The sequence below is a fragment of the Moheibacter lacus genome, from assembly GCF_014042165.1.
GTDB classification, from domain to species: Bacteria; Bacteroidota; Bacteroidia; order Flavobacteriales; family Weeksellaceae; genus Moheibacter; species Moheibacter lacus.
Map to the genome: position 1 here is coordinate 453,117 of NZ_JACDZE010000001.1, position 18,802 is coordinate 471,918.

General features: G+C 36.0%; 20 protein-coding genes. 15 read left to right on the forward strand and 5 right to left on the reverse strand.

The features are described 5' to 3' along the window. Positions 1-35: 35 nt before the first annotated feature. The 3 genes from HU137_RS02185 to HU137_RS02195 form a co-directional block, all read right to left on the reverse strand. On the reverse strand, positions 36-470 hold the full coding sequence (locus tag HU137_RS02185; protein WP_182042169.1) for a type II toxin-antitoxin system VapC family toxin: 435 nt from the start codon (positions 468-470) through the stop codon (positions 36-38). After that, entirely contained in the window at positions 460-714 is a 255-nt protein-coding gene (locus tag HU137_RS02190; RefSeq protein WP_182042170.1) for a DUF6364 family protein, read from the reverse strand. Before HU137_RS02190 ends, HU137_RS02185 begins: the two co-directional genes overlap by 11 nt. A gap of 496 nt (positions 715-1,210) precedes the next feature. Beyond that, a complete protein-coding gene (locus tag HU137_RS02195; RefSeq protein WP_182042171.1) occupies positions 1,211-1,669 on the reverse strand; it encodes a DinB family protein in 459 nt (152 codons plus the stop codon). Positions 1,670-1,732: 63 nt separating this feature from the next. On the opposite strand from HU137_RS02195, the gene HU137_RS02200 reads away from it, so the two are divergent. The 7 genes from HU137_RS02200 (at position 1,733) to HU137_RS02230 (ending at position 6,594) form a co-directional block, all read left to right on the forward strand. Next, entirely contained in the window at positions 1,733-2,329 is a 597-nt protein-coding gene (locus tag HU137_RS02200; RefSeq protein WP_182042172.1) for a Crp/Fnr family transcriptional regulator, read from the forward strand. Between the two features lie 154 nt (positions 2,330-2,483). After that, positions 2,484-2,834: a hypothetical protein gene (locus HU137_RS02205; RefSeq protein WP_182042173.1), complete on the forward strand. Its 351-nt coding sequence runs from the start codon at positions 2,484-2,486 to the stop codon at positions 2,832-2,834. A gap of 18 nt (positions 2,835-2,852) precedes the next feature. Beyond that, positions 2,853-3,722, forward strand: coding sequence for a pirin family protein (locus HU137_RS02210; protein WP_182042174.1), 870 nt, complete (start codon positions 2,853-2,855; stop codon positions 3,720-3,722). A 243-nt stretch (positions 3,723-3,965) separates the two neighbouring features. Then, positions 3,966-4,862: a pirin family protein gene (locus HU137_RS02215; protein WP_182042175.1), complete on the forward strand. Its 897-nt coding sequence runs from the start codon at positions 3,966-3,968 to the stop codon at positions 4,860-4,862. Between the two features lie 61 nt (positions 4,863-4,923). After that, on the forward strand, positions 4,924-5,610 hold the full coding sequence (locus HU137_RS02220; RefSeq protein WP_182042176.1) for an META domain-containing protein: 687 nt from the start codon (positions 4,924-4,926) through the stop codon (positions 5,608-5,610). Positions 5,611-5,662: 52 nt separating this feature from the next. Continuing rightward, positions 5,663-6,196: an NADPH-dependent FMN reductase gene (locus HU137_RS02225; protein WP_182043294.1), complete on the forward strand. Its 534-nt coding sequence runs from the start codon at positions 5,663-5,665 to the stop codon at positions 6,194-6,196. An 8-nt stretch (positions 6,197-6,204) separates the two neighbouring features. Then, positions 6,205-6,594, forward strand: a complete 390-nt coding sequence (locus HU137_RS02230; protein WP_182042177.1) for an OsmC family protein — start codon at positions 6,205-6,207, stop codon at positions 6,592-6,594. 76 nt (positions 6,595-6,670) lie between these two features. Here the strand turns inward: HU137_RS02230 and HU137_RS02235 are convergent, their stop codons facing one another. Continuing rightward, entirely contained in the window at positions 6,671-7,090 is a 420-nt protein-coding gene (locus tag HU137_RS02235; protein WP_182042178.1) for a hypothetical protein, read from the reverse strand. A 145-nt stretch (positions 7,091-7,235) separates the two neighbouring features. Here HU137_RS02235 and HU137_RS02240 point away from each other — a divergent pair, with 145 nt between their 5' ends. The 5 genes from HU137_RS02240 to dnaJ all read left to right on the forward strand — a co-directional run bounded on the left by HU137_RS02240 (position 7,236) and on the right by dnaJ (position 13,563). Then, a complete protein-coding gene (locus HU137_RS02240; protein WP_182042179.1) occupies positions 7,236-7,517 on the forward strand; it encodes a GNAT family N-acetyltransferase in 282 nt (93 codons plus the stop codon). Positions 7,518-7,571: 54 nt separating this feature from the next. Next, the gene (locus tag HU137_RS02245) at positions 7,572-10,133 is read left to right on the forward strand and encodes a DUF7619 domain-containing protein (protein ID WP_182042180.1); all 2,562 of its coding nucleotides are present in this window, start codon (positions 7,572-7,574) and stop codon (positions 10,131-10,133) included. An 87-nt stretch (positions 10,134-10,220) separates the two neighbouring features. Continuing rightward, entirely contained in the window at positions 10,221-11,471 is a 1,251-nt protein-coding gene (locus HU137_RS02250) for a type IX secretion system plug protein (protein WP_182042181.1), read from the forward strand. Positions 11,472-11,814: 343 nt separating this feature from the next. Further along, positions 11,815-12,351: a nucleotide exchange factor GrpE gene (locus tag HU137_RS02255; protein ID WP_246361468.1), complete on the forward strand. Its 537-nt coding sequence runs from the start codon at positions 11,815-11,817 to the stop codon at positions 12,349-12,351. Positions 12,352-12,435: 84 nt separating this feature from the next. Next, the gene (gene dnaJ / locus HU137_RS02260; RefSeq protein ID WP_182042183.1) at positions 12,436-13,563 is read left to right on the forward strand and encodes a molecular chaperone DnaJ; all 1,128 of its coding nucleotides are present in this window, start codon (positions 12,436-12,438) and stop codon (positions 13,561-13,563) included. Between the two features lie 51 nt (positions 13,564-13,614). On the opposite strand, the gene HU137_RS02265 is transcribed toward dnaJ, so the two are convergent. Continuing rightward, the gene (locus HU137_RS02265; protein ID WP_182042184.1) at positions 13,615-14,970 is read right to left on the reverse strand and encodes a flavin monoamine oxidase family protein; all 1,356 of its coding nucleotides are present in this window, start codon (positions 14,968-14,970) and stop codon (positions 13,615-13,617) included. A 198-nt stretch (positions 14,971-15,168) separates the two neighbouring features. On the opposite strand from HU137_RS02265, the gene HU137_RS02270 reads away from it, so the two are divergent. The 3 genes from HU137_RS02270 (at position 15,169) to HU137_RS02280 (ending at position 18,694) form a co-directional block, all read left to right on the forward strand. Further along, a complete protein-coding gene (locus HU137_RS02270; RefSeq protein ID WP_182042185.1) occupies positions 15,169-15,555 on the forward strand; it encodes a hypothetical protein in 387 nt (128 codons plus the stop codon). A gap of 124 nt (positions 15,556-15,679) precedes the next feature. After that, the gene (locus HU137_RS02275; protein WP_182042186.1) at positions 15,680-16,156 is read left to right on the forward strand and encodes a heme-binding domain-containing protein; all 477 of its coding nucleotides are present in this window, start codon (positions 15,680-15,682) and stop codon (positions 16,154-16,156) included. Positions 16,157-16,189: 33 nt separating this feature from the next. After that, complete coding sequence (locus tag HU137_RS02280; protein ID WP_182042187.1) at positions 16,190-18,694, forward strand: cation-translocating P-type ATPase; 2,505 nt, start codon at positions 16,190-16,192, stop codon at positions 18,692-18,694. Positions 18,695-18,802 lie beyond the last annotated feature (108 nt).

Sequence of the window (18,802 nt, forward strand, 5' to 3'; positions counted from 1 at the left end):
AACCATCGAGGAATCGGTGGTTTTTTTGTTATTTCCTATTGATTTTCTTGACTTTCTTTCCATTTTAAAAAATTCAATGGGGTCATAACCGCAATGGAAGAATTTTGGTAATCCTTTGTGTTTCGGGTGATGATCGCATCCAAATCTTTTATGGTCAGCGCAGAAGAATATTGAATTGAATCTTCAAAATCTGAAAAATTATTTTTTAAAGCCTGAAGAATTTCTGTTTTTGTCGTTCCTACTATTTCCGTCATATTTAGTAAAGTCGCCACAACTTCCAAGGTTTTTTTATGCCCTAAAAATTTTCGAACGATGTAATAAATATTGTTGATACTTACGGCAGATAAATAGAGACTTAAAACGCCCTGTTCATTTAATTCAAAGAGTTCACTTGCCGGATTTGCGTGTGGTTCTCGATCCGTGAAAAAATCGATGACAACGTCCGAATCAATAAATAATTTAAACGCCATATTTTTTGGAAAGTTCTTCGGTTAAGATTTTTTTGTAATCAAAATCTTCGTTGGAACTGATAATTCCGCGTAGTTTTTTGACATTGGGAGAAAGTTGTTTTTTTTCTATTCTTCTTCGGTCAACGGTAACCAATTTGAAATAGTTTTCCACTATTTCAGATAAACTCTGCCCTTTCTCTTTTGCGTATTCTTTTGCAATCTCGATGACTTCTTTTTCAATGGTCAATGTCAGTTTTGTATTCATAACCAAACGCTTTGCTAACAAAGGTAGGGATTTTATAACACGTGTTATAAAATATTTTTAAGCACGTGTTAGAATTTTTTGTACAATCACTCAACTACATTGCCGTTCCTTCTAAATAACATTTTTCCTTGATTTTTAATTTGATAGGAATAATTTTCAAAGCATATAGGAATTGAATCACTCCGAACACTTTGATTAAATAAAAAAATACTATCTTTTTTAATTTCAAATTTACCTTTTGATCGACACTGACAATTATATACAGTATAAGTTGAATCACGTAAAAATTTAAAATTGTAATGAAATTCCAAAGTGTCTATTCCACGAACAAGAAATATTGGCTTTTCATACAAAGGAACAGATAATTTATTTTCATAATTTCCTACTAATTCAATTTGTGGTGCGCAAGAAAATAGTGAAAACACTACTAATATATAGTATTTAAATCTATGGACATATATGTTATTTTTCAGAAATATACTCTTCATTATTTTTTTCAAACCACCCCAAACTGCTCAAAATGATGCGTAAAATGTTTGGAATGAAAGATTTTCCATTCGTCATAAATCAACCAATTCAAAACCGGATGCAAGGTTTTCTGCTCCGGATTTTCCGTAAAAAATGAATGAAAATCATCGATTTCAGAAGTCAGTTTGTCGATGGCAACTTCCAGATTTTCATAACGCAGCGGAAGTGGTTGATCTTCCGGAATTCCTTTGGCTTTTACGCCTTTTGGGAATTTCATATCGGTATAAATCAATTGTTGTTTAAAAGATTCTGCCGATTCCTCGCTTCTGGAAAGTGGAAAATTGAGCTTCCCAGTCGAAATTTTCATCAAGACAATCAAGTGTTCCACCATGTGTTGCGCCGTCATCACACCAAATTTGGCGGGTGTTTCCGGTGTTATTTTTTCTAATTGAGGAAGAATATCATTTTTGGATGTAAAGTTTAGCATCATAATTATTTTTCAAATGGAAATGTACAAAGAAAGCCGTATTTTCAACCAAAATTTAAAAAAATGTTTGATGAGCTTTTGGTTTATTTAGAAGGAAAGTTGGTAGAGGTAACACCTGAAATGAAAAATTTGATGAACGAACATTTGATTCGTCAAACGGTCAAAAAAAACCAAATTATTTTGCGTCCGGGAGAAGCTTGTCATCATACATTTTTTGTTGCCAAAGGATTGTTGCGCGCCTATACGATCGATGAAAATGGGAAAGAACATATTTTGCAATTTGCACCGGAAAATTGGTTGATATCAGATCGATCAAGTGTTTTGTTCAATGAAGTTTCGGAGCAATTTATCGATGCAGTAGAAGACTCAGAAGTGATTTTGATCGAATCCGGATTTTTTGAAAAATTAGCGGAAATCAGTCCGAGTTTTCAGCGTTTCAATATGTTGGCGTTGAACAATCACATTCGGCATTTGCACAAACGCATCAATTTATTGATCAGCGCATCGGCAGAAGTTCGTTATATGGATTTCATCAAATTATACCCCGATATTTTGTTGCGCGTTCCCCAATTGATGGTCGCTTCTTATCTTGGCATCACACCGGAATCGCTCAGCCGTGTTCGAAAAGAATTGGCACGAAAAAACTTCAAACCCAATTGATTTTCATTCTTATCTTAGATCAATCCCCCACCCAATTGTTTGTTGTATTTTAATGACATAATTAAAAGAAAATCAATAAAATACGTTCTTATCCTACATCAATTTTCAGCTGAATTTCGCATTGTAATTTTGTTGAACAAATAAGAGATAAACAATGAGAAATTTAGAAGTTTTGGTCGTTATTCCTTTCCAAAAAATGCCTAAAGTTTTAAACTGGAAAGTTACCACCACAAACAATGTAGATGCAGCGATTGAAAAAATTCAAACCTCTGCTTTTAAAGTATTGGCTATTCACAACTCAATTGACGAATTGGAAAAAATAAGAGGTAAAAAGCTTGCTTATTTATTGGATTCCGATTTGGTGGTTGTCGAATTTGAAAATGCGAATGAATTGGACAGAAAAGTCAATGAAACCTATTGGAAATCAAAAAAATATTCGTCCAATTTGGTGTATCACGATAATTCGTTTGGATTGGAATTAAACGATTTTATAAAATTCAAATAAAAATTTAAGAGATTAAAAATGAAAACAAAAAGCATAGAAAAAATCACGAGACCGGGAATTCCACATTTCGTAGGGGATGGATTTAGAGTACATAACTTTATTCCCGGCACACAGACGATGCAAAGGATGGATCCGTTCATCATGCTGGATTACAATTCCAAATACAATTTCCCGCCATCCGAAATCCCAAAAGGAGTCGGCGTGCATCCGCACAAAGGATTTGAAACGGTTACCATTGCGTACAAAGGCAGAATCGAGCACGGCGACAGTTCCGGTGGTGGTGGCGTAATCGGCGAAGGCGATGTTCAATGGATGACGGCGGCTTCGGGTGTTTTGCACAAAGAATTTCACGAAACCGAATGGAGTAAAAAAGGCGGTGAATTTCAAATGGTGCAATTATGGGTCAACCTTCCGGCAGAAGACAAAAAAGGACCGGCCAAATACCAAGCAATTTCCAAAAACGAAATTAAAAAAGTCGAATTGAGCGAAGGTCGTGGTCAAGTACAAGTAATCGCCGGAGAATTTAATGGTGAAAAAGGTCCGGCTAGCACATTTACTCCGATTTCTATGTACAATATAGAATTGAAAGCCGGTAAAAAATTGGAGTTGAATTTTCCTGCGAATTATACGACCGCTTTGGTTGCGATTGAAGGTGATTCTAAATTGAACGACACTGAATTACCACAGGATCATTTTGCGCTTATGGCCAATGATGGAGAAGAATTTTCTATCGAAGCAACAACCGATTCCATCGTTTTGGTTTTAAGTGGTGAACCGATTAAGGAGCCAATTGCAGCGCATGGCCCATTTGTGATGAATACACGAGATGAATTGGTTCAAGCTTTTGAAGATTTTAATTTGGGGAAATTCGGGTATTTAGAAGATTAATTGTAATGGTTGTCCTGAATTCTCGGGATTTGATTCTGAATGATTAAATTTGTGAGAAAGCATTTAACATTTTATTATCAATACTCATGAAGACCTGAAAGGAAACAACAGTTTTAAAAACTGCGTTACAAACGCTGTGGAGGCAAGATGCTCGTTGCAAACGAGCACCTGTTGTCCAGTTGTTCAAAATCTAACGTCAATCGTAAAAACATCACAACAAAAATTGTAATTAAAAATTAAAAAATGCAATCCAACGTAGGTTTAATTTTAGAAGAAAAAGCGGCAGACATCGGCAATTTTTTGGTCGGAAGATTATTGCCATTTAAAGAAAAAAGAGCCGTAGGTCCGTTTGTTTTCATCGATCACATGGGACCGACTTGTTTGAAAGAATACCAGAATTTTGATGTTCCGCCCCACCCACACATCGGGCTTTCCACTTTGACCTATCTTTTTGAAGGCTCTATTTTTCATCGGGATTCGATGGGAAATGCTGTGGAGATCAAACCGGGTGAAGTGAATTGGATGACTGCAGGAAAAGGTGTCGTACATTCGGAAAGAACGCCGGATTATCTGCGAAATTCACCTCAATTTTTACATGGATTTCAAATTTGGATTGGGCTTCCAAAAGCATTGGAACAAAGCGATCCGAGTTTTTTTCATATCGATAAAGATCAAATTCCGGTTTGGGAGGAAAATGGAATTCAATTCAAATTGATCGCAGGCGAATTGACCGATAAAAAATCGCCGGTTCCAGTGCATAGTCCACTTTATTTTTTGGAGATTAAAACGAAAGAAGCACAGAAAGTTAATATTGGTCATAAATTATTTGGAGAAGTTGGGATGTATGTTTTGGACGGAACGGTAAAAATTGAAGGAAATGATTACGGCTCCAAACAATTGTTGATTGCAAAAAATGCTTCGCTTTGCGAATTTGAAACCAATGGAGAAACGACTCTGTATTTGTTTGGTGGAGAACCTTTTGAAGAAGAACGATTGATGTTTTGGAATTTCGTGAATTCAGACAAGGAAATTCTGGAAGCAGCAAAGAAAAATTGGCGAGAACAAAATTTGGATGCTTTTCCAAAAGTTCCGGGAGATGAGGAAGAATTTGTTCCTTTTCCTGCTAAAAAATTAAATTAAATAAAAATTGAATTGGCTCAATCTAGGAATAGTTCTTGCCAAATGTTCTAAAAAATAAACAATGAAAAAATTTGCAAACCTATTTTCCATCGCTTTTCTACTCGTATTTTTATCGGCATGTTCCAATTCAAAATTGAATTCCAATTCCACTAAGATTTGGGTGAGCGGTTATAAAGTGGTAGCTTCAGCCGGTGCAGGAAAATCGATGGTTTATTTGGTGAATAAAAATTTGGATTATAAAGAAGGGAATTGGGAGTATTTCTATGCACCGATTGATGGTTTCTCCTTTGAGGAAGGCGTTTTAAAACAAATTGAAATGACTGAAGAGAAGTTAGACCCATCAACGGTTCCAGCAGACGCTTCTTCCATCCAATATACTTTTGTGAAAGATGTTCAGGCGTTCCCAGACCCACGTTTGAAGTTGAAAGGAAAATGGGCGATATCAAAGATAAATGGCGAAACTTTTGATGAAAAAATTGAAATGCCGACCATGGAAATCGATTTCAATCAATTAGTGGTTTCCGGTAGTGATGGCTGCAATCAATACTCCGGAAAAGTCCTAGAATTGACTGCTTCAGAAATTCAAATTGGGGAGTTGGCATCCACAAAAAGAGCTTGTTTAAAAGCCGATATTTCGCATTTGTTTTATCCGGCGATGAAAGGAAAATTGACTTATGAAGAAAAAAACGGATCATTGATTTTGAAAAATGCTTCCGGAGAATTGAATTTCATTTTGAGCTCCAAATAAACCTAATTAATTGATATTCTAATCTTTATAAAAAACTAAATACTTCTAAATGATGAAAATACTTGCCTTTGCAGGAAGCACCTCTTCCACGTCCAGAAACCGACAATTGGTAAAATATGTTTTGAAAAATTTCGAAAGCGACGAAATCAATCTCATAGATTTAAATGACTACGAAATGCCCATTTTTTCTGTAGACAAAGAAAAAAAAGGCTTTCCTGAAGCTGCTAAAAAATTCTTAAAAAACATAGAAGAATGCGATGTGATCATCTGCTCTTTGGCAGAACATAACCGGATTTATGCTGCAGCATTTAAAAATATTTATGATTGGGCTTCGCGAATTGAAGTAAAAGTTTGGCAAGGAAAACCCATGTTTTTGATGACGACTTCCACCGGAAAATACGGTGGCGGAAATGTGATGGAACATGCAAAAAAACATTTTCCGGGTTTTGGTGCCGACATTAGGGAAACTTTTTCTTTACCGCAATTTGATGAGAATTTTGATGTGGAAAAAGGGGAAATTACCAATGAAGATTTGGCTAAATCGCTTCAAGAAAAAATAAAAAATTTCAAGAAATCTTTGAATTAATTAGATCAATGCATACAGTAAAGGCAAAAATTGGAAAAGAAAAATATAGAACGGTTATCGAAACCGACACCCATAGTTTTGTGACAGATGAACCCATGAGTTTGGGAGGAAAAGATTTGGGTCCAGATCCTGGGGAATTACTCTCTAGCTCTTTGGCAGCCTGTTCTGCTGCCACAATTAAAATGTATGCAGATCGAAAAGGTTGGGAGCTAGAAGAGGCTGTGGTAGAAGTTGATTTTAAAAAAATTGAAAAAACCGATACAACTCAGTTCTCCAAAAAGATTTATTTAAGCGGAAATCTGGATGAAGAGCAGAAAAAAAGGCTACATGAAATCGCTTCCAAATGTCCCATCCATAGATTGTTGATGGGAGAAATCAATATCGATTCAGAATTATAGCTAAATCAACATAAAATGGCATAGAATATTTTGACATAAAAAAAACCCTGACTGTCAGGGCTTTAAATATTAGTTCTTATTTTTTGTCTCGGCTAATTTTCTTTCTTTTTTCCATTTCTTCGTGTCGTTTTTCACGTTCAATGGTAAATTGTTTGTACTGATCAGCTGTCAAAATCGTTTTTAGTTTAGCGTCCATTTCTTGACGATGCGCATCTTTTTTTGCTTTGAATTCTTTTTTCTCTTCATCGGTCAATGCTCTTTTTCCAGTTTCAGATTTTAAAGAATTGCCTTTTTCATTTCGCATAGCTTGACGATCTTCTTTGTTTTCTTCAAACATTGTTTGGATTTCAACTTTCTGTTTTTCAGTCAGATTCAAATTTTCAAACATTTCCATTTTATCACGTGGTGGTTTTGGTCGATCCTCTTTTTCTGTTTTCTCTTGGGCTGAAACGGCGATGACCAATGTCAATGCAGTTAGTGTGATGGATTTTTTCATTTCTAATGATTTTAATTTGTTGAATAATTTAGTTGTTAACTGAATTTCAATTTATGTGCCTAAAAAACAATCTTTTAGAAATATATAGACAAACTGTCCAAATTTGTCGACGAATTCCCTAATTTTATGATTTCAATAAGAATTTATGGACATTCAACGAATCAACAACGGGAACAAAGGCTTTTTTCAAGCGATGGAAAATGGTGTTCAAGCCGGACTTATGACCTATTCTTGGGCCGGAAATGATAAATTTATCATTGACCATACAGAAGTCGATGAAAAGTTCAATGGTCAAGGTGTCGGAAAAAAAATGGTGATGGAAGCGGTAGATTTTGCCCGATCCAACAACCTGAAAATCATCCCGCTCTGTCCTTTCGCTAAATCGGTTTTTGATAAAGTCGCTGAAATTCAGGATGTGAGAGGGTGACTTTAACATTTCAAATTGTAAAAATGTTTATTTTTGCTCATCTAGAATTTACCCATGAAAAAAATCTATTCTCTTCTATTTCTTTTGTTCTTTCTTACACTTCAGGCGCAAATCGTTAATATTCCAGATCCGAATTTTAAGGCGAAGTTGTTGGAGGCAAGTCCTTCAAATAATATTGCTAAAGATGTTAATGGGAATAATATTACTATTGATGTGAATGGAGATAATGAAATACAAGTTAACGAAGCTTTAAATGTATATTATTTAGATGTGAGTTTTACATTTAGTATAACTAATATTGAAGGAATTAATTCATTTTCAAATTTAGTTTTTCTTGATTTTAGTGAACAAAATATTTCAGAAGTAGATTTAAGTAATTTAATAAATTTAAGAATACTTAATTGTACTGAAAACGACTTATCTTCAATAAACCTTTTTGCACTTACAAATCTTGAACATTTTGAAAGTGTAAATAATCATTTATCTAGTGTGGTTTTTTCAAATTCTGGAACCTTAAATTATTTGGATTTAAGTAGTAATTCTTTTCAACACATTAATTTTGCTAACCTACATAACTTAGAATATTTAGATTTATCATCTAACTTCTTTGATTCTCTTGACCTCTCAAATCTTTCAAATTTGAAACATTTAGATTTGTTTAATAATGGATTGAGTTCAGTTGATTTATCAAATTTGAATGTTTTAGAGTATTTAAATTGTGAAAGTAATGATTTGACTAATATAGACTTAGGTGATTTACACAATCTTAAATATTTCAATTGTAATTTTAATAATCTAAATAGCATTGTTGTAACTAATCTGATAGAATTGGAAACTTTGGTTTGTGGATCAAATAATTTATCAGAATTGGATTTAATAGAAAATGTCAATTTAAAAACTCTTGGATGTGATTATAATAATATTTCAGGATTGGATTTAACAGAGAATATTAATTTAAACTTTTTGTCATGTAGCAATAATAATATCTCAGATTTAGATTTGACAAATAATGTCAATCTCAATTTATTATATTGTGATTCAAATAATATCTCTAATTTGGATCTTTCAAGTTGTCTTTTAGGCCAAGATTTGTCTTTTTTTGAAAATCCTATTCAAAATTTGAATATAAAAAATGGAAATAATGCGGTTTCACTTTATAATATTCAAAATGCAATTCCTGAAAATTGTTACATATGTATAGATGATGCTGATAAAGAGGGTTTTGACTTAAGTCAATTGCCAGAAGGAGTAGTAATTTCAACTTACTGTAGCTATCCTCCCGGCGGAGTTAATAATACGATTCTCGGATATGTTAAATATGATTTAAATATTGACGGAACTTGTGATATAAGTATTGAAAATATAAAATTAAACATCTCGGATGGAACCGAAACCGGACATACTCTTGCAAATAATGAAGGAGAATATACTTTTTATGTACCTGAAGGCAATTTTACACTCACTCCTGAAATCATAGAAAATCCAGATTATTTTATCATTTCTCCAGCAAATGCAAGTTTGAATTTTCCTCTTTTGGATGGAAGTACTCAAACCCAAAATTTCTGTATTTCACCCAACGGAAACCACCCAGATGTAGAGATACTTTTCTCACCACTTGAACCCGCTCGCCCAGGATTTGAAGCATCCTACCGTTTGGTGTACCGAAATAAAGGAAATCAAACCGTTTCTGGAACCATAAATTTGGAATACGATGATGATAAATTGGATTTTCTGAATAGTACAGTTACACCTGACAACCAATCTTCGGGATTATTAAATTACAATTTTTCAAACCTAAACCCTTTTGAAATTAGAACGATCGAATTGAGTTTTGAAGTCAATGCACCAACTGACAATCCTCCGGTAAATATTGGCGATATTTTATCGTTTACTGCTCAAATCAATACTGGAAATGATGAAAATCCAGATGATAATTCTTTTGAGTTAAATCAAGAAGTCGTTGGCTCTTTTGACCCTAACGATATAACATGTTTGCAGGGTGAGTCCGTTGCGCCGGAAATGATCGGTGAAGAATTGCATTACCGTATCCGTTTTGAGAATACAGGAAATTTCCCTGCTGAAAGAATAGTTGTGGCGATGCCTATTAATCCTGAGGATTATGAAGTTTCCAGTTTCCAGTTATTAAATACTTCGCATGAAGTTCAAGCAAGAGTAGTGGACAATACAGCTGAATTTTTCTTTGAAGAAATAGATTTAGGTCCAAATGAAGAAGGTGATATTTTATTCTCCATCAAATCGTTGGAATCATTGCAGATTGGAGATTCTGTAATGAGCTATGCCGATATTTATTTTGATTACAATTATCCGATTACGACTAACGAAGCCGTAACGACATTTGAAATCATGAATACAGAAGAAGTCGAATTGAACACCGTTTCGATTTTCCCGAACCCAGCAACCACTCAATTCAATATTTCATCTGAATACAAAATTAATTCAGTTGAAATCTACGATGTAGCTGGACGATTGATTCAAGTTTCAAAATTGAATTCCAATCAATCTTCGCAAAACATTTCACAATTACCAAAAGGAATGTATATCTTGAAAATCCAAACTGAGAAAGGTTTGGTTTCCTATAAATTGATAAAAAAATAGAAAAAACAATAATTAAGTGAAAAGGCAGTTTTGATCAGAAACTGCCTTTTGTTTTTAAATTCAAATCAATTTTCTACATTTGAAAATATGAAATCAAGCATTTTTCTATTCGCCATTTGTATTTCGAACTTTTGTTTAGCTCAAACCTACACAGAAGTCAATCCGCCGGATCACATCAAAACCGTCCAACTTTTTAACCCACAAACCAACGACCAAACACCTGTCGCAAGAATAAGTGGCGAATATTTCATCCTTTCCTTTGATGATCTCAATGCCGGTTTTCATGAATACAACTATAAAATCGAACATTATAACGCAGACTGGACACCTTCCGGCATTTTCCAGTCCGAATTCCTTGACGGATATTCCTCTGATTACATCCGCGATTACCGGAATTCGTTCAATACCTATCAGAATTACACCCATTATCGTCTACAAATCCCCAACCAAAATACTCGACCGAAACTGCCCGGAAATTATGTAATCAAAGTTTATACAAAAGATGAAAATAACCCGATCTTCACCCGAAGATTTGCACTATATGATGATCAGAGAGTGACGGTCGGGATTCAAGCTGAAAGAGGTATCGGAACAGGGAATTTGAACCAAAGGCTGAACGTGATCGCCAGTAGTGGTCAAGTAAATTTGACCGAAACACCGGACGGTGCGACGCTTTTTATTATGAAAAACGGCAATTGGGAAGATCATTTGAGGATCAAACGTCCTTCATTTGTCCAAAATAGTCAGTTGACTTATCGCGATCAAAATCATTTGTTTGAAGGCAATAGCGAATACCTTTGGTTTGACACCAAAACACTGGAAGTTCCGGCGATGAGCACAGAACGTGTTTTCAGACAAGATAGTTTGTACCATACGGTCATCAGAACCGATTTTCAAAAATGGAATTTGGGTTATTTTGATGAACCGGATGTAAACGGCGCTTTTTATATCCGAAATGTCCGATTGAATGATCAAAATTTATCCAATTCACAAGCGGATTATACTTGGGTACATTTTGCTCTGGACGAATTTGATGACGCAGGCGGCACAAAAGAATTGTACATCGTGGGCGCATTTAACGATTGGCAATTGACGCCGGAATACCGTCTGAAAAAAATGGAAAACAACTTTTGGGAACTTTCCGTTTTGCTCAAACAAGGTTATTACAATTACCAATATGCCGTTTATGACCAAAGCACAAACGAAGTCAGCTATTCGACCATCAACGGTAGTTTCTGGCAAACCGAAAATCTGTATCAAGCCCTTTTTTATTACCGACCTTGGGGCGTTCGCTATGATCTTTTGATGGGATATGGCGAGGTGAATACAAGGAATTGATGCTAAATCAATCCGAAGTTCATGATAGGAAACTGATTAACATCAATTCAAGTAAAATTCGTCAATTCGAGTGTTTTTCAAAATGAAATGAAGAAAAATGTATCGAGAATCGAATTTTAATTCAAAATGCACAACCGGTTTAGAGCTTATTTTAAATTTTAATGGTTTTATATCGAACTCCGTAGTTAAATCTTGATAGATTTGGACAACGTCCAAAGTGAATTCAAATAGGTGAATTGATCATTTTGGCGTGTGTTTTTCAAATGGGACCAAACCACCCTGCCATCTTGTCATTTAATTTGCATTGGCAATGTTTTTGAAAATCAAATCGAAAATTAGAAAAATGTCAGAAAATAACATACCGAACGAAATCAATGAAGAAATCCAAAATCAAGTGAATGAAGTTCAGGATGATTTGGAAGTGGAAATGTCGGAATTGGAAGCATTAAAAGCTGAAATCCAAAAAGAAAAAGACCAATATTTACGTTTGTTTGCCGAATTTGACAATTACAAAAAACGCACAACCAAAGAAAGATTTGACATCTTTAAAACTGCTAATGCTGAAGTGATTACGGCCTTATTACCGGTTTTAGATGACTTTGACAGAGCGATCAAAGAATTGGAAAAAAAGGAAGACCAAGAGGTTCTTAAAGGAGTTCAATTGATTCAAAACAAACTAATCGAAACCTTAAGAGGAAAAGGATTAAAAGCTTTGGAAATTCAGTCCGGACACGATTTTGACACGGACACTATGGAAGCCATCACCCAAATTCCTGCTCCAACGGAAGATTTAAAAGGAAAAGTGGTAGATGTGATCGAAACCGGCTACGCCCTAAACGACAAAGTCATCCGATTTGCCAAAGTGGTTATCGGGCAATAATTGATAATGAACAATGCAAACAAGAATATAAAGTTCTTCAACATTTTACATTATACAAGGATACTTTATACATAAAGAAAAAACATGTCAAAAAGAGATTATTACGAAATATTGGAAGTTTCCAAATCCGCTTCTGCAGAAGAAATCAAAAAAGCCTATCGGAAAATGGCTTTGAAATTTCATCCCGATAAAAATCCGGATGACAAAGTAGCTGAGGAAAAATTCAAAGAAGCAGCAGAAGCTTACGAAGTCCTGAGCGACCCCAATAAAAAGGCCCGATATGACCAATACGGTCATGCAGGTTTGGGAGGAGCTGCGGGCGGAGGATTCGGTGGCGGATTCGGCGGTGGCGGAATGAATATGGAAGACATATTCTCCCAGTTCGGCGATATTTTTGGCGGTCATTTTGGCGGTGGGTTTGGACAACAGCAACGTGGACCTCGTCGTATGAAAGGTTCGGATTTACGCATCCGCGTGAAACTGAATTTGGAAGAAATGATGAACGGTACCACCAAAAAAGTCAAAGTCAAAAGATTCAAACAAGCAGAAGGTGTTACCTTTAAAACTTGTCCGACTTGTAATGGGTCTGGATACCAAACCAAGGTCACCAACACTTTCCTTGGCCAAATGCAAACCACCGTTCCATGTGGAAGCTGTCAGGGAATCGGGAAAGTAGCCGATAAGATTCCGGCAGGAGCCAACAACCAAGGATTAAATAAAATCGAAGAAACCGTCGAAATCAAAATCCCAGCCGGTGTACGCGAAGGCATCCAACTCCAGGTTTCTGGAAAAGGAAATGATGCTCCTTTCGATGGAATTCCGGGCGATTTGTTGGTTGTGATTGATGAAGAAGTACACAACGAACTCAAACGCGATGGAAATAATTTGCATTATGATTTGTACATTTCCATTCCGGAAGCCATCCTTGGCGCTTCAAAAGAAATCCCAACGGTCAACAATAAAGTCCGAATCAAAGTAGAAAAAGGAACCCAATCCGGAAAAGTCTTGCGTCTGAAAGGTCAAGGTCTTCCAAGTCTGAACAGCTACGGAAACGGAGATTTATTTGTACATATCAATGTTTGGACGCCTGAAAAATTGAGCAAAGAACAAGAAGCCTTTTTTGATAATATGAAAGACGATGAACATTTTTCACCGCATCCCGGGAAAAATGAAAAATCATTCTTTGACCGTGTGAAAGAAATGTTTAGTTAAAAACTTCAATTGAAATCTAAAATATAAAGCCCTGAATTTCAGGGCTTTTTTTTATCCAATTGCATCTGCGGCATCCTCACCCGTATTGATCGCACCTTCCATAAATCCTTGCCAATCTGCAATGTGCTCACCCGCAAAATGAATGTGCTCAAATGGTTCGGCAAGAATCGGTTTGACCGTAAACCATTGGCCAATTCCATACAAAGCATAAGCGCCCATCGTCCGCTCATCTGCGCCCCAATAATAATTCAACTGATCTTTTACCAAATGATCCAATTTCCCAAAATGAGGTGAGAGTGTTGTTTCCAATTCTTTTTGATAACGATCATGAGTTCGATTGGCTGCCACAGCCGCTTTCTCGCCGATCGTATACGAAATCAAAACCCCTTCTTTGGCCTTTTGGTTTTTGGTCGCATGGTAAAAATAATGCGGCATTTCATCGGTAATCAAATCAAAATTTTCGACTTTCCAAAACCGTTCATTAAACAAAATCGCCCGTTTGTTGATTCGGGCATATTGCAGTTCCTGAATGGCTTTGGCTTTATTTTCCGGTAGTCCCGGCTGCCAATCGATTTTACTCATCGCAAATGTAGGCAAGGCACAAACGACTTTATCGGCCGTAAATGACTTTCCATTTGTACAAACAACCGAAACTTTATCGGTCTGCTTGACTCGGCTCACTTTATGATCAAACAAAATATTTTCTCTCCCTATAGCGTCCGCCAACTTTTCAGCCAGCATTTTATTTCCGCCTTTAATTTTCAGATCCATTTCGTTTTTTTCACTGCTTTCGGCGTATTCGGCCAATGCTGCAAAAGCCGACACATGCCGGATGCTTTCCCCAAAATCTGTACTATCCAGCAATTCTCGAATGTCCAAATCCCGTCCTTCACAACCTTTGTTGATCAGAAATCGCCACCAATCGTATTGATCCAATGCCAATTTATCGGCATCTGAAAAATTTTCATACTCTTTTATTATTTGGTCGAACTTTTTATTCCAATTCTCCGAATAATTCCATTTTCCGGCGGGAAAATATTCATCTTTATAAATCAAATGGGTGTCAAACTGATTGTTTTCCAATTCCAAATTGAACTCTCCGCATAATTCCTGCAAACGCGTATGCGAATTCCCAACCCATTCGCCTCCGAGTTCGATGACCAAATCGGGCTGAATATTATGCGAAAAAACCCGACCTCCCACTCTTTTTTGGGATTCCAAAACGGTCACTTTAAATCCTTTTTGTTTGAGTTTGTATGCCGCCGAAAGTCCGGCCAATCCGGCTCCCATGATCACCACATGCAAATTGGAGTTGGGAGAAAAAATGTTGGCTAATGAAGGTGCGCTCACAAAAAGCCCGGCTCCCGCCAATGCGGTTTGCTGTAGAAATTTTCTTCTCGTAGTCATTTTCAATGTTTTAGCAGAACTTAAATGTATAAAATATTTGAATCAAATGAATTAATTTTTTAAGTATTTAGAAACAACTAAATAAATTTGAAAAGATTAGTTTAATTGAATTTTCAAATGCAATCTCTTAGTATTTTGAAAGAATTTAAATTATGGCATTCAAATTTTCAGATGTTGCTTTTTCGTAACTTTGTATAAATGAAAAGGATTCTCTCCATATTTTTCTTATCCATTTATCTGTTTTCTTATACAGAAGCAAGAGAATTATGGAAACTTCCCATCGTATTCCAGCATTTTCAGGAACATAAAATTTTAAATCCGGATTTGAGTTTTATTGATTTTTTGGATATCCATTACATGCACGGCTCTCCCCATGATGGGGATTATGACAGAGATATGCAGTTGCCGTTTAAAACACCTTTTTCTTCTAATTGTGCTAACGCTAATTTTATAATAACAATTCCCGATTTTCTCACTGAACAAAAAATTTCTCAAATAGTAAAAAAACCTCTTTTATTTTATACCCTTTCCGGGTATTCCTATAATTTTCACTCCTCTATTTGGCAACCGCCAAAAATTTCATAATCCTATTTGAAATAATCTTTGTTGAATGCAATCCCGAATTGTAGCTTTCAGCAATATCATAAACTTTAATTGTTTTATTATCAAATAATTAAATAATGAAGTTAAAATTATAAAAAAAACTATCATGAATCTTAAAATAAAAAAATCAAATGTCTCAAAAAAGATATTTTTGGGAATTCTCGTTATTTTTCTGCTTATCCAGTTTTACCGGCCGGAAAAAAACATTTCCACAGAACCAAGTGCCAACGAAATCGAATTACATTATAATGTACCGGAAAATGTGCAAACTATTTTACAAACCAGTTGTTACGACTGTCATTCCAATAACACGAAATATCCCTGGTACAATAATGTTCAACCGATAGCTTTCTGGCTGAACAGTCATGTTATTGACGGAAAAAAACACCTGAATTTTGATGAATTCAATGCTTATACTTTGGATAGAAAAAGAAAAAAATTAAAAGAAATAGGCGAAACGCTTGAAGAAAACGAAATGCCATTGCCCTCTTATACCATCATTCATGGCGACGCAAAGCTTTCTGATACAGATAAAAAAATGTTGATTGATTGGACAAATTCCCTATCAGACGGACTTAAATGATTTAATATCTTAAAAAAAAACACCCAATTACCCATGCCCTATAAAATTCCGGAATCTTTAAAGGGTCTTAACGACAGCGAAGTTGTGGCTTCTCGACAGCAATACGGTTACAATCGCATAAACACAACACAAAAAAATGGTTGGCTAGAATTGCTGGTCGATATTCTGAAAGAACCTATGTTAATTTTGCTAATTGCCATTTCGGTAATCTATGTCATCATCGGCGATTATGGCGAAGCCTTATTTATGTTTGTTGCCATCGTCGCCGTTTCTGCTATTTCTTTTTATCAGGATAACAGAAGTAAAAAGGCATTGGAAGCATTGGAAAAACTGAACGAACCATTGAGTACGGTAATACGAAATGGTAAAGTTCTAAAAATTCCCACCCACGAGATTGTAGTGGGGGATTTGTGTATTACCGAAGAAGGAAAGATGATCAATGCCGATGGAAGCATTGTGCACAGCAATGATTTTTCCTTAAATGAAGCCTCTCTGACGGGAGAAAGTTTATCGGTTTTTAAAAACAATGAAAGCGAAGACAATCAAGTTTATAGCGGCACTATTGTCGTCTCAGGATTAGCGGTTTTCAAAGTGGAAAAAATCGGTGCAGCAACCCGTTTGGGGAAAATCGGTAGTTCGTTAGCGGAAATTAAAACAGAAGTTTCGCCTTTACAAGTACAGATCGGGAAGTTTGTAAAAACGATGGCAATCATCGGCATCATTATTTTTCTTTTGGTTTGTTTGGTCAATTATTACCAAACCCAAAATCTCCTGGACAGCCTGCTCAACGGATTGACATTGGCGATGTCTGTTTTACCCGAAGAAATCCCGGTTGCCTTTACCACTTTTATGGCTTTGGGTGCTTGGAAACTGATGCAGAAAGGCATCGTCATCAAACGAAGTAGCGTTGTGGAAACTCTGGGTAGTACGACTGTAATTTGTACCGATAAAACCGGAACCATTACCGAAAACACTATGCACCTGAAGCATTTGTATGATTTTCGTTTAGATCAAACTTTTGATGAAAATGATTTTGGAAATGATGCGCTCTCCGAATTGATCAATTATGCAATGTGGAGCAGTGAGCCGGTTCCCTATGACCCGATGGAAAAGACTCTGCACCGAATTTATGAACAAACCCAAAAAGCCGACAGACGGCAAAACTTCCAAATGATACACGAATATCCTTTGGAAGGTAAGCCTCCGATGATGACCCATCTTTTTGAAGATGCGGGAAAGAACCGGATTATTGCAGCCAAAGGCGCACCAGAAGCGATATTGAATGTTTCTTCGCTTTCTGAGGAAGAAAAAAATAGAGTTGGGAAATTCATCAAAGATTTCGGCAAACAAGGTTATCGGGTGTTGGGTGTGGCTAAATCTGATTTTAAAGGCCAGGATTTTCCCGAAAGGCAGCAGGATTTTTCTTTTGAATTTTTAGGTTTAGTCGTGTTTTATGATCCGCCGAAAAAGGAGATTCAAAAAACATTCCAACAGATTTATGATGCCGGCATTCAGGTCAAAGTCATCACCGGAGATAATACTGATACTACCAAAAGCATTGCCACACAGGCTGGAATTATACACGCTGAAAATACCATAGAAGGAAAAGAAATCATGGAGTATTCTGAAGCTGAATTATTGCAGAAAGCACAGGAAAAAGTGTTGTTTACAAGGATGTTTCCGGAAGCAAAATTGGCCGTGGTAAACGCTTTGAAGCAGGATGGCGAAGTGGTCGCGATGCTGGGCGATGGCATAAACGATGCACCTGCCTTGAAAGCAGCACACATCGGCGTGGCAATGGGTAACAAAGGAACGGAGATTGCCAAAGCCGCCGCTTCTTTGGTTATTATCGATGATGATTTAAGCAAACTGATTACCGGAATAGCTGCAGGAAGAAGAATTTATGCGAACATCAAAAAGGCGGTTCAGTACATCATTTCTATTCATATTCCGATTATTTTCACAGTTTCCATACCCCTGTTTTTAGGTTGGGTATTTCCACAAATCTTTACACCGGTGCATGTTATTTTTCTGGAACTGATTATGGGCCCCACCTGTTCTATTGTTTATGAAAATGAACCCATGGAAAAGAACACGATGCGTCGCAAACCGCGGAAAATGACCGACACTTTCCTGAATTGGAAAGAATTAGGAATAAGCATTTTTCAGGGGTTAATCATCACAATCGGTGTATTGTTTGCTTATCAGTTGATGGTGCAAAAAGGAAGTAATGAAGAGCAAACAAGAGCTATGGTTTTTACCACATTGATTTTCGCCAACATCTTATTGAGTTTAACCAATCGTTCTTTTTATTACAGTTTATTTGAAAGTTTCAAAAATCGGAACCGCCTCTTTTTCGTAGTCATTGTTTTAACCCTTGTATTGCTTTTCGTCATCTTATATTTTCCGGCGGTTGCAGCATTTTTTAAAGTGAGCGGATTGAGTTTTCAGGACTTAGGAATCGCAGTGATCATTGCCATAGTTTCGGTTTTGTGGTTTGAAATTTATAAATTGGTGAAAAGAAAAATTTCTAATTAATAATCCATTCAAAATGAACATATTCAGTTATTGAAATCATAGTATGTGATTTTCAGCAAGAAAGTATAGATTTTTATTCTAAATTATTCCAAAAAAAAACCTGATTTG

What these genes read in the sequence shown, in the direction of transcription:
- HU137_RS02185 (WP_182042169.1), bottom strand. Translation starts at nt 470, where the DNA reads ATGGCGTTTAAATTATTTATTGATTCGGACGTTGTCATCGATTTTTTC.
- HU137_RS02190 (WP_182042170.1), bottom strand. Translation starts at nt 714, where the DNA reads ATGAATACAAAACTGACATTGACCATTGAAAAAGAAGTCATCGAGATT.
- HU137_RS02195 (WP_182042171.1), bottom strand. Translation starts at nt 1,669, where the DNA reads ATGCTAAACTTTACATCCAAAAATGATATTCTTCCTCAATTAGAAAAA.
- HU137_RS02200 (WP_182042172.1), top strand. Translation starts at nt 1,733, where the DNA reads ATGTTTGATGAGCTTTTGGTTTATTTAGAAGGAAAGTTGGTAGAGGTA.
- HU137_RS02205 (WP_182042173.1), top strand. Translation starts at nt 2,484, where the DNA reads ATGAGAAATTTAGAAGTTTTGGTCGTTATTCCTTTCCAAAAAATGCCT.
- HU137_RS02210 (WP_182042174.1), top strand. Translation starts at nt 2,853, where the DNA reads ATGAAAACAAAAAGCATAGAAAAAATCACGAGACCGGGAATTCCACAT.
- HU137_RS02215 (WP_182042175.1), top strand. Translation starts at nt 3,966, where the DNA reads ATGCAATCCAACGTAGGTTTAATTTTAGAAGAAAAAGCGGCAGACATC.
- HU137_RS02220 (WP_182042176.1), top strand. Translation starts at nt 4,924, where the DNA reads ATGAAAAAATTTGCAAACCTATTTTCCATCGCTTTTCTACTCGTATTT.
- HU137_RS02225 (WP_182043294.1), top strand. Translation starts at nt 5,663, where the DNA reads ATGAAAATACTTGCCTTTGCAGGAAGCACCTCTTCCACGTCCAGAAAC.
- HU137_RS02230 (WP_182042177.1), top strand. Translation starts at nt 6,205, where the DNA reads ATGCATACAGTAAAGGCAAAAATTGGAAAAGAAAAATATAGAACGGTT.
- HU137_RS02235 (WP_182042178.1), bottom strand. Translation starts at nt 7,090, where the DNA reads ATGAAAAAATCCATCACACTAACTGCATTGACATTGGTCATCGCCGTT.
- HU137_RS02240 (WP_182042179.1), top strand. Translation starts at nt 7,236, where the DNA reads ATGGACATTCAACGAATCAACAACGGGAACAAAGGCTTTTTTCAAGCG.
- HU137_RS02245 (WP_182042180.1), top strand. Translation starts at nt 7,572, where the DNA reads ATGAAAAAAATCTATTCTCTTCTATTTCTTTTGTTCTTTCTTACACTT.
- HU137_RS02250 (WP_182042181.1), top strand. Translation starts at nt 10,221, where the DNA reads ATGAAATCAAGCATTTTTCTATTCGCCATTTGTATTTCGAACTTTTGT.
- HU137_RS02255 (WP_246361468.1), top strand. Translation starts at nt 11,815, where the DNA reads ATGTCAGAAAATAACATACCGAACGAAATCAATGAAGAAATCCAAAAT.
- dnaJ (WP_182042183.1), top strand. Translation starts at nt 12,436, where the DNA reads ATGTCAAAAAGAGATTATTACGAAATATTGGAAGTTTCCAAATCCGCT.
- HU137_RS02265 (WP_182042184.1), bottom strand. Translation starts at nt 14,970, where the DNA reads ATGACTACGAGAAGAAAATTTCTACAGCAAACCGCATTGGCGGGAGCC.
- HU137_RS02270 (WP_182042185.1), top strand. Translation starts at nt 15,169, where the DNA reads ATGAAAAGGATTCTCTCCATATTTTTCTTATCCATTTATCTGTTTTCT.
- HU137_RS02275 (WP_182042186.1), top strand. Translation starts at nt 15,680, where the DNA reads ATGAATCTTAAAATAAAAAAATCAAATGTCTCAAAAAAGATATTTTTG.
- HU137_RS02280 (WP_182042187.1), top strand. Translation starts at nt 16,190, where the DNA reads ATGCCCTATAAAATTCCGGAATCTTTAAAGGGTCTTAACGACAGCGAA.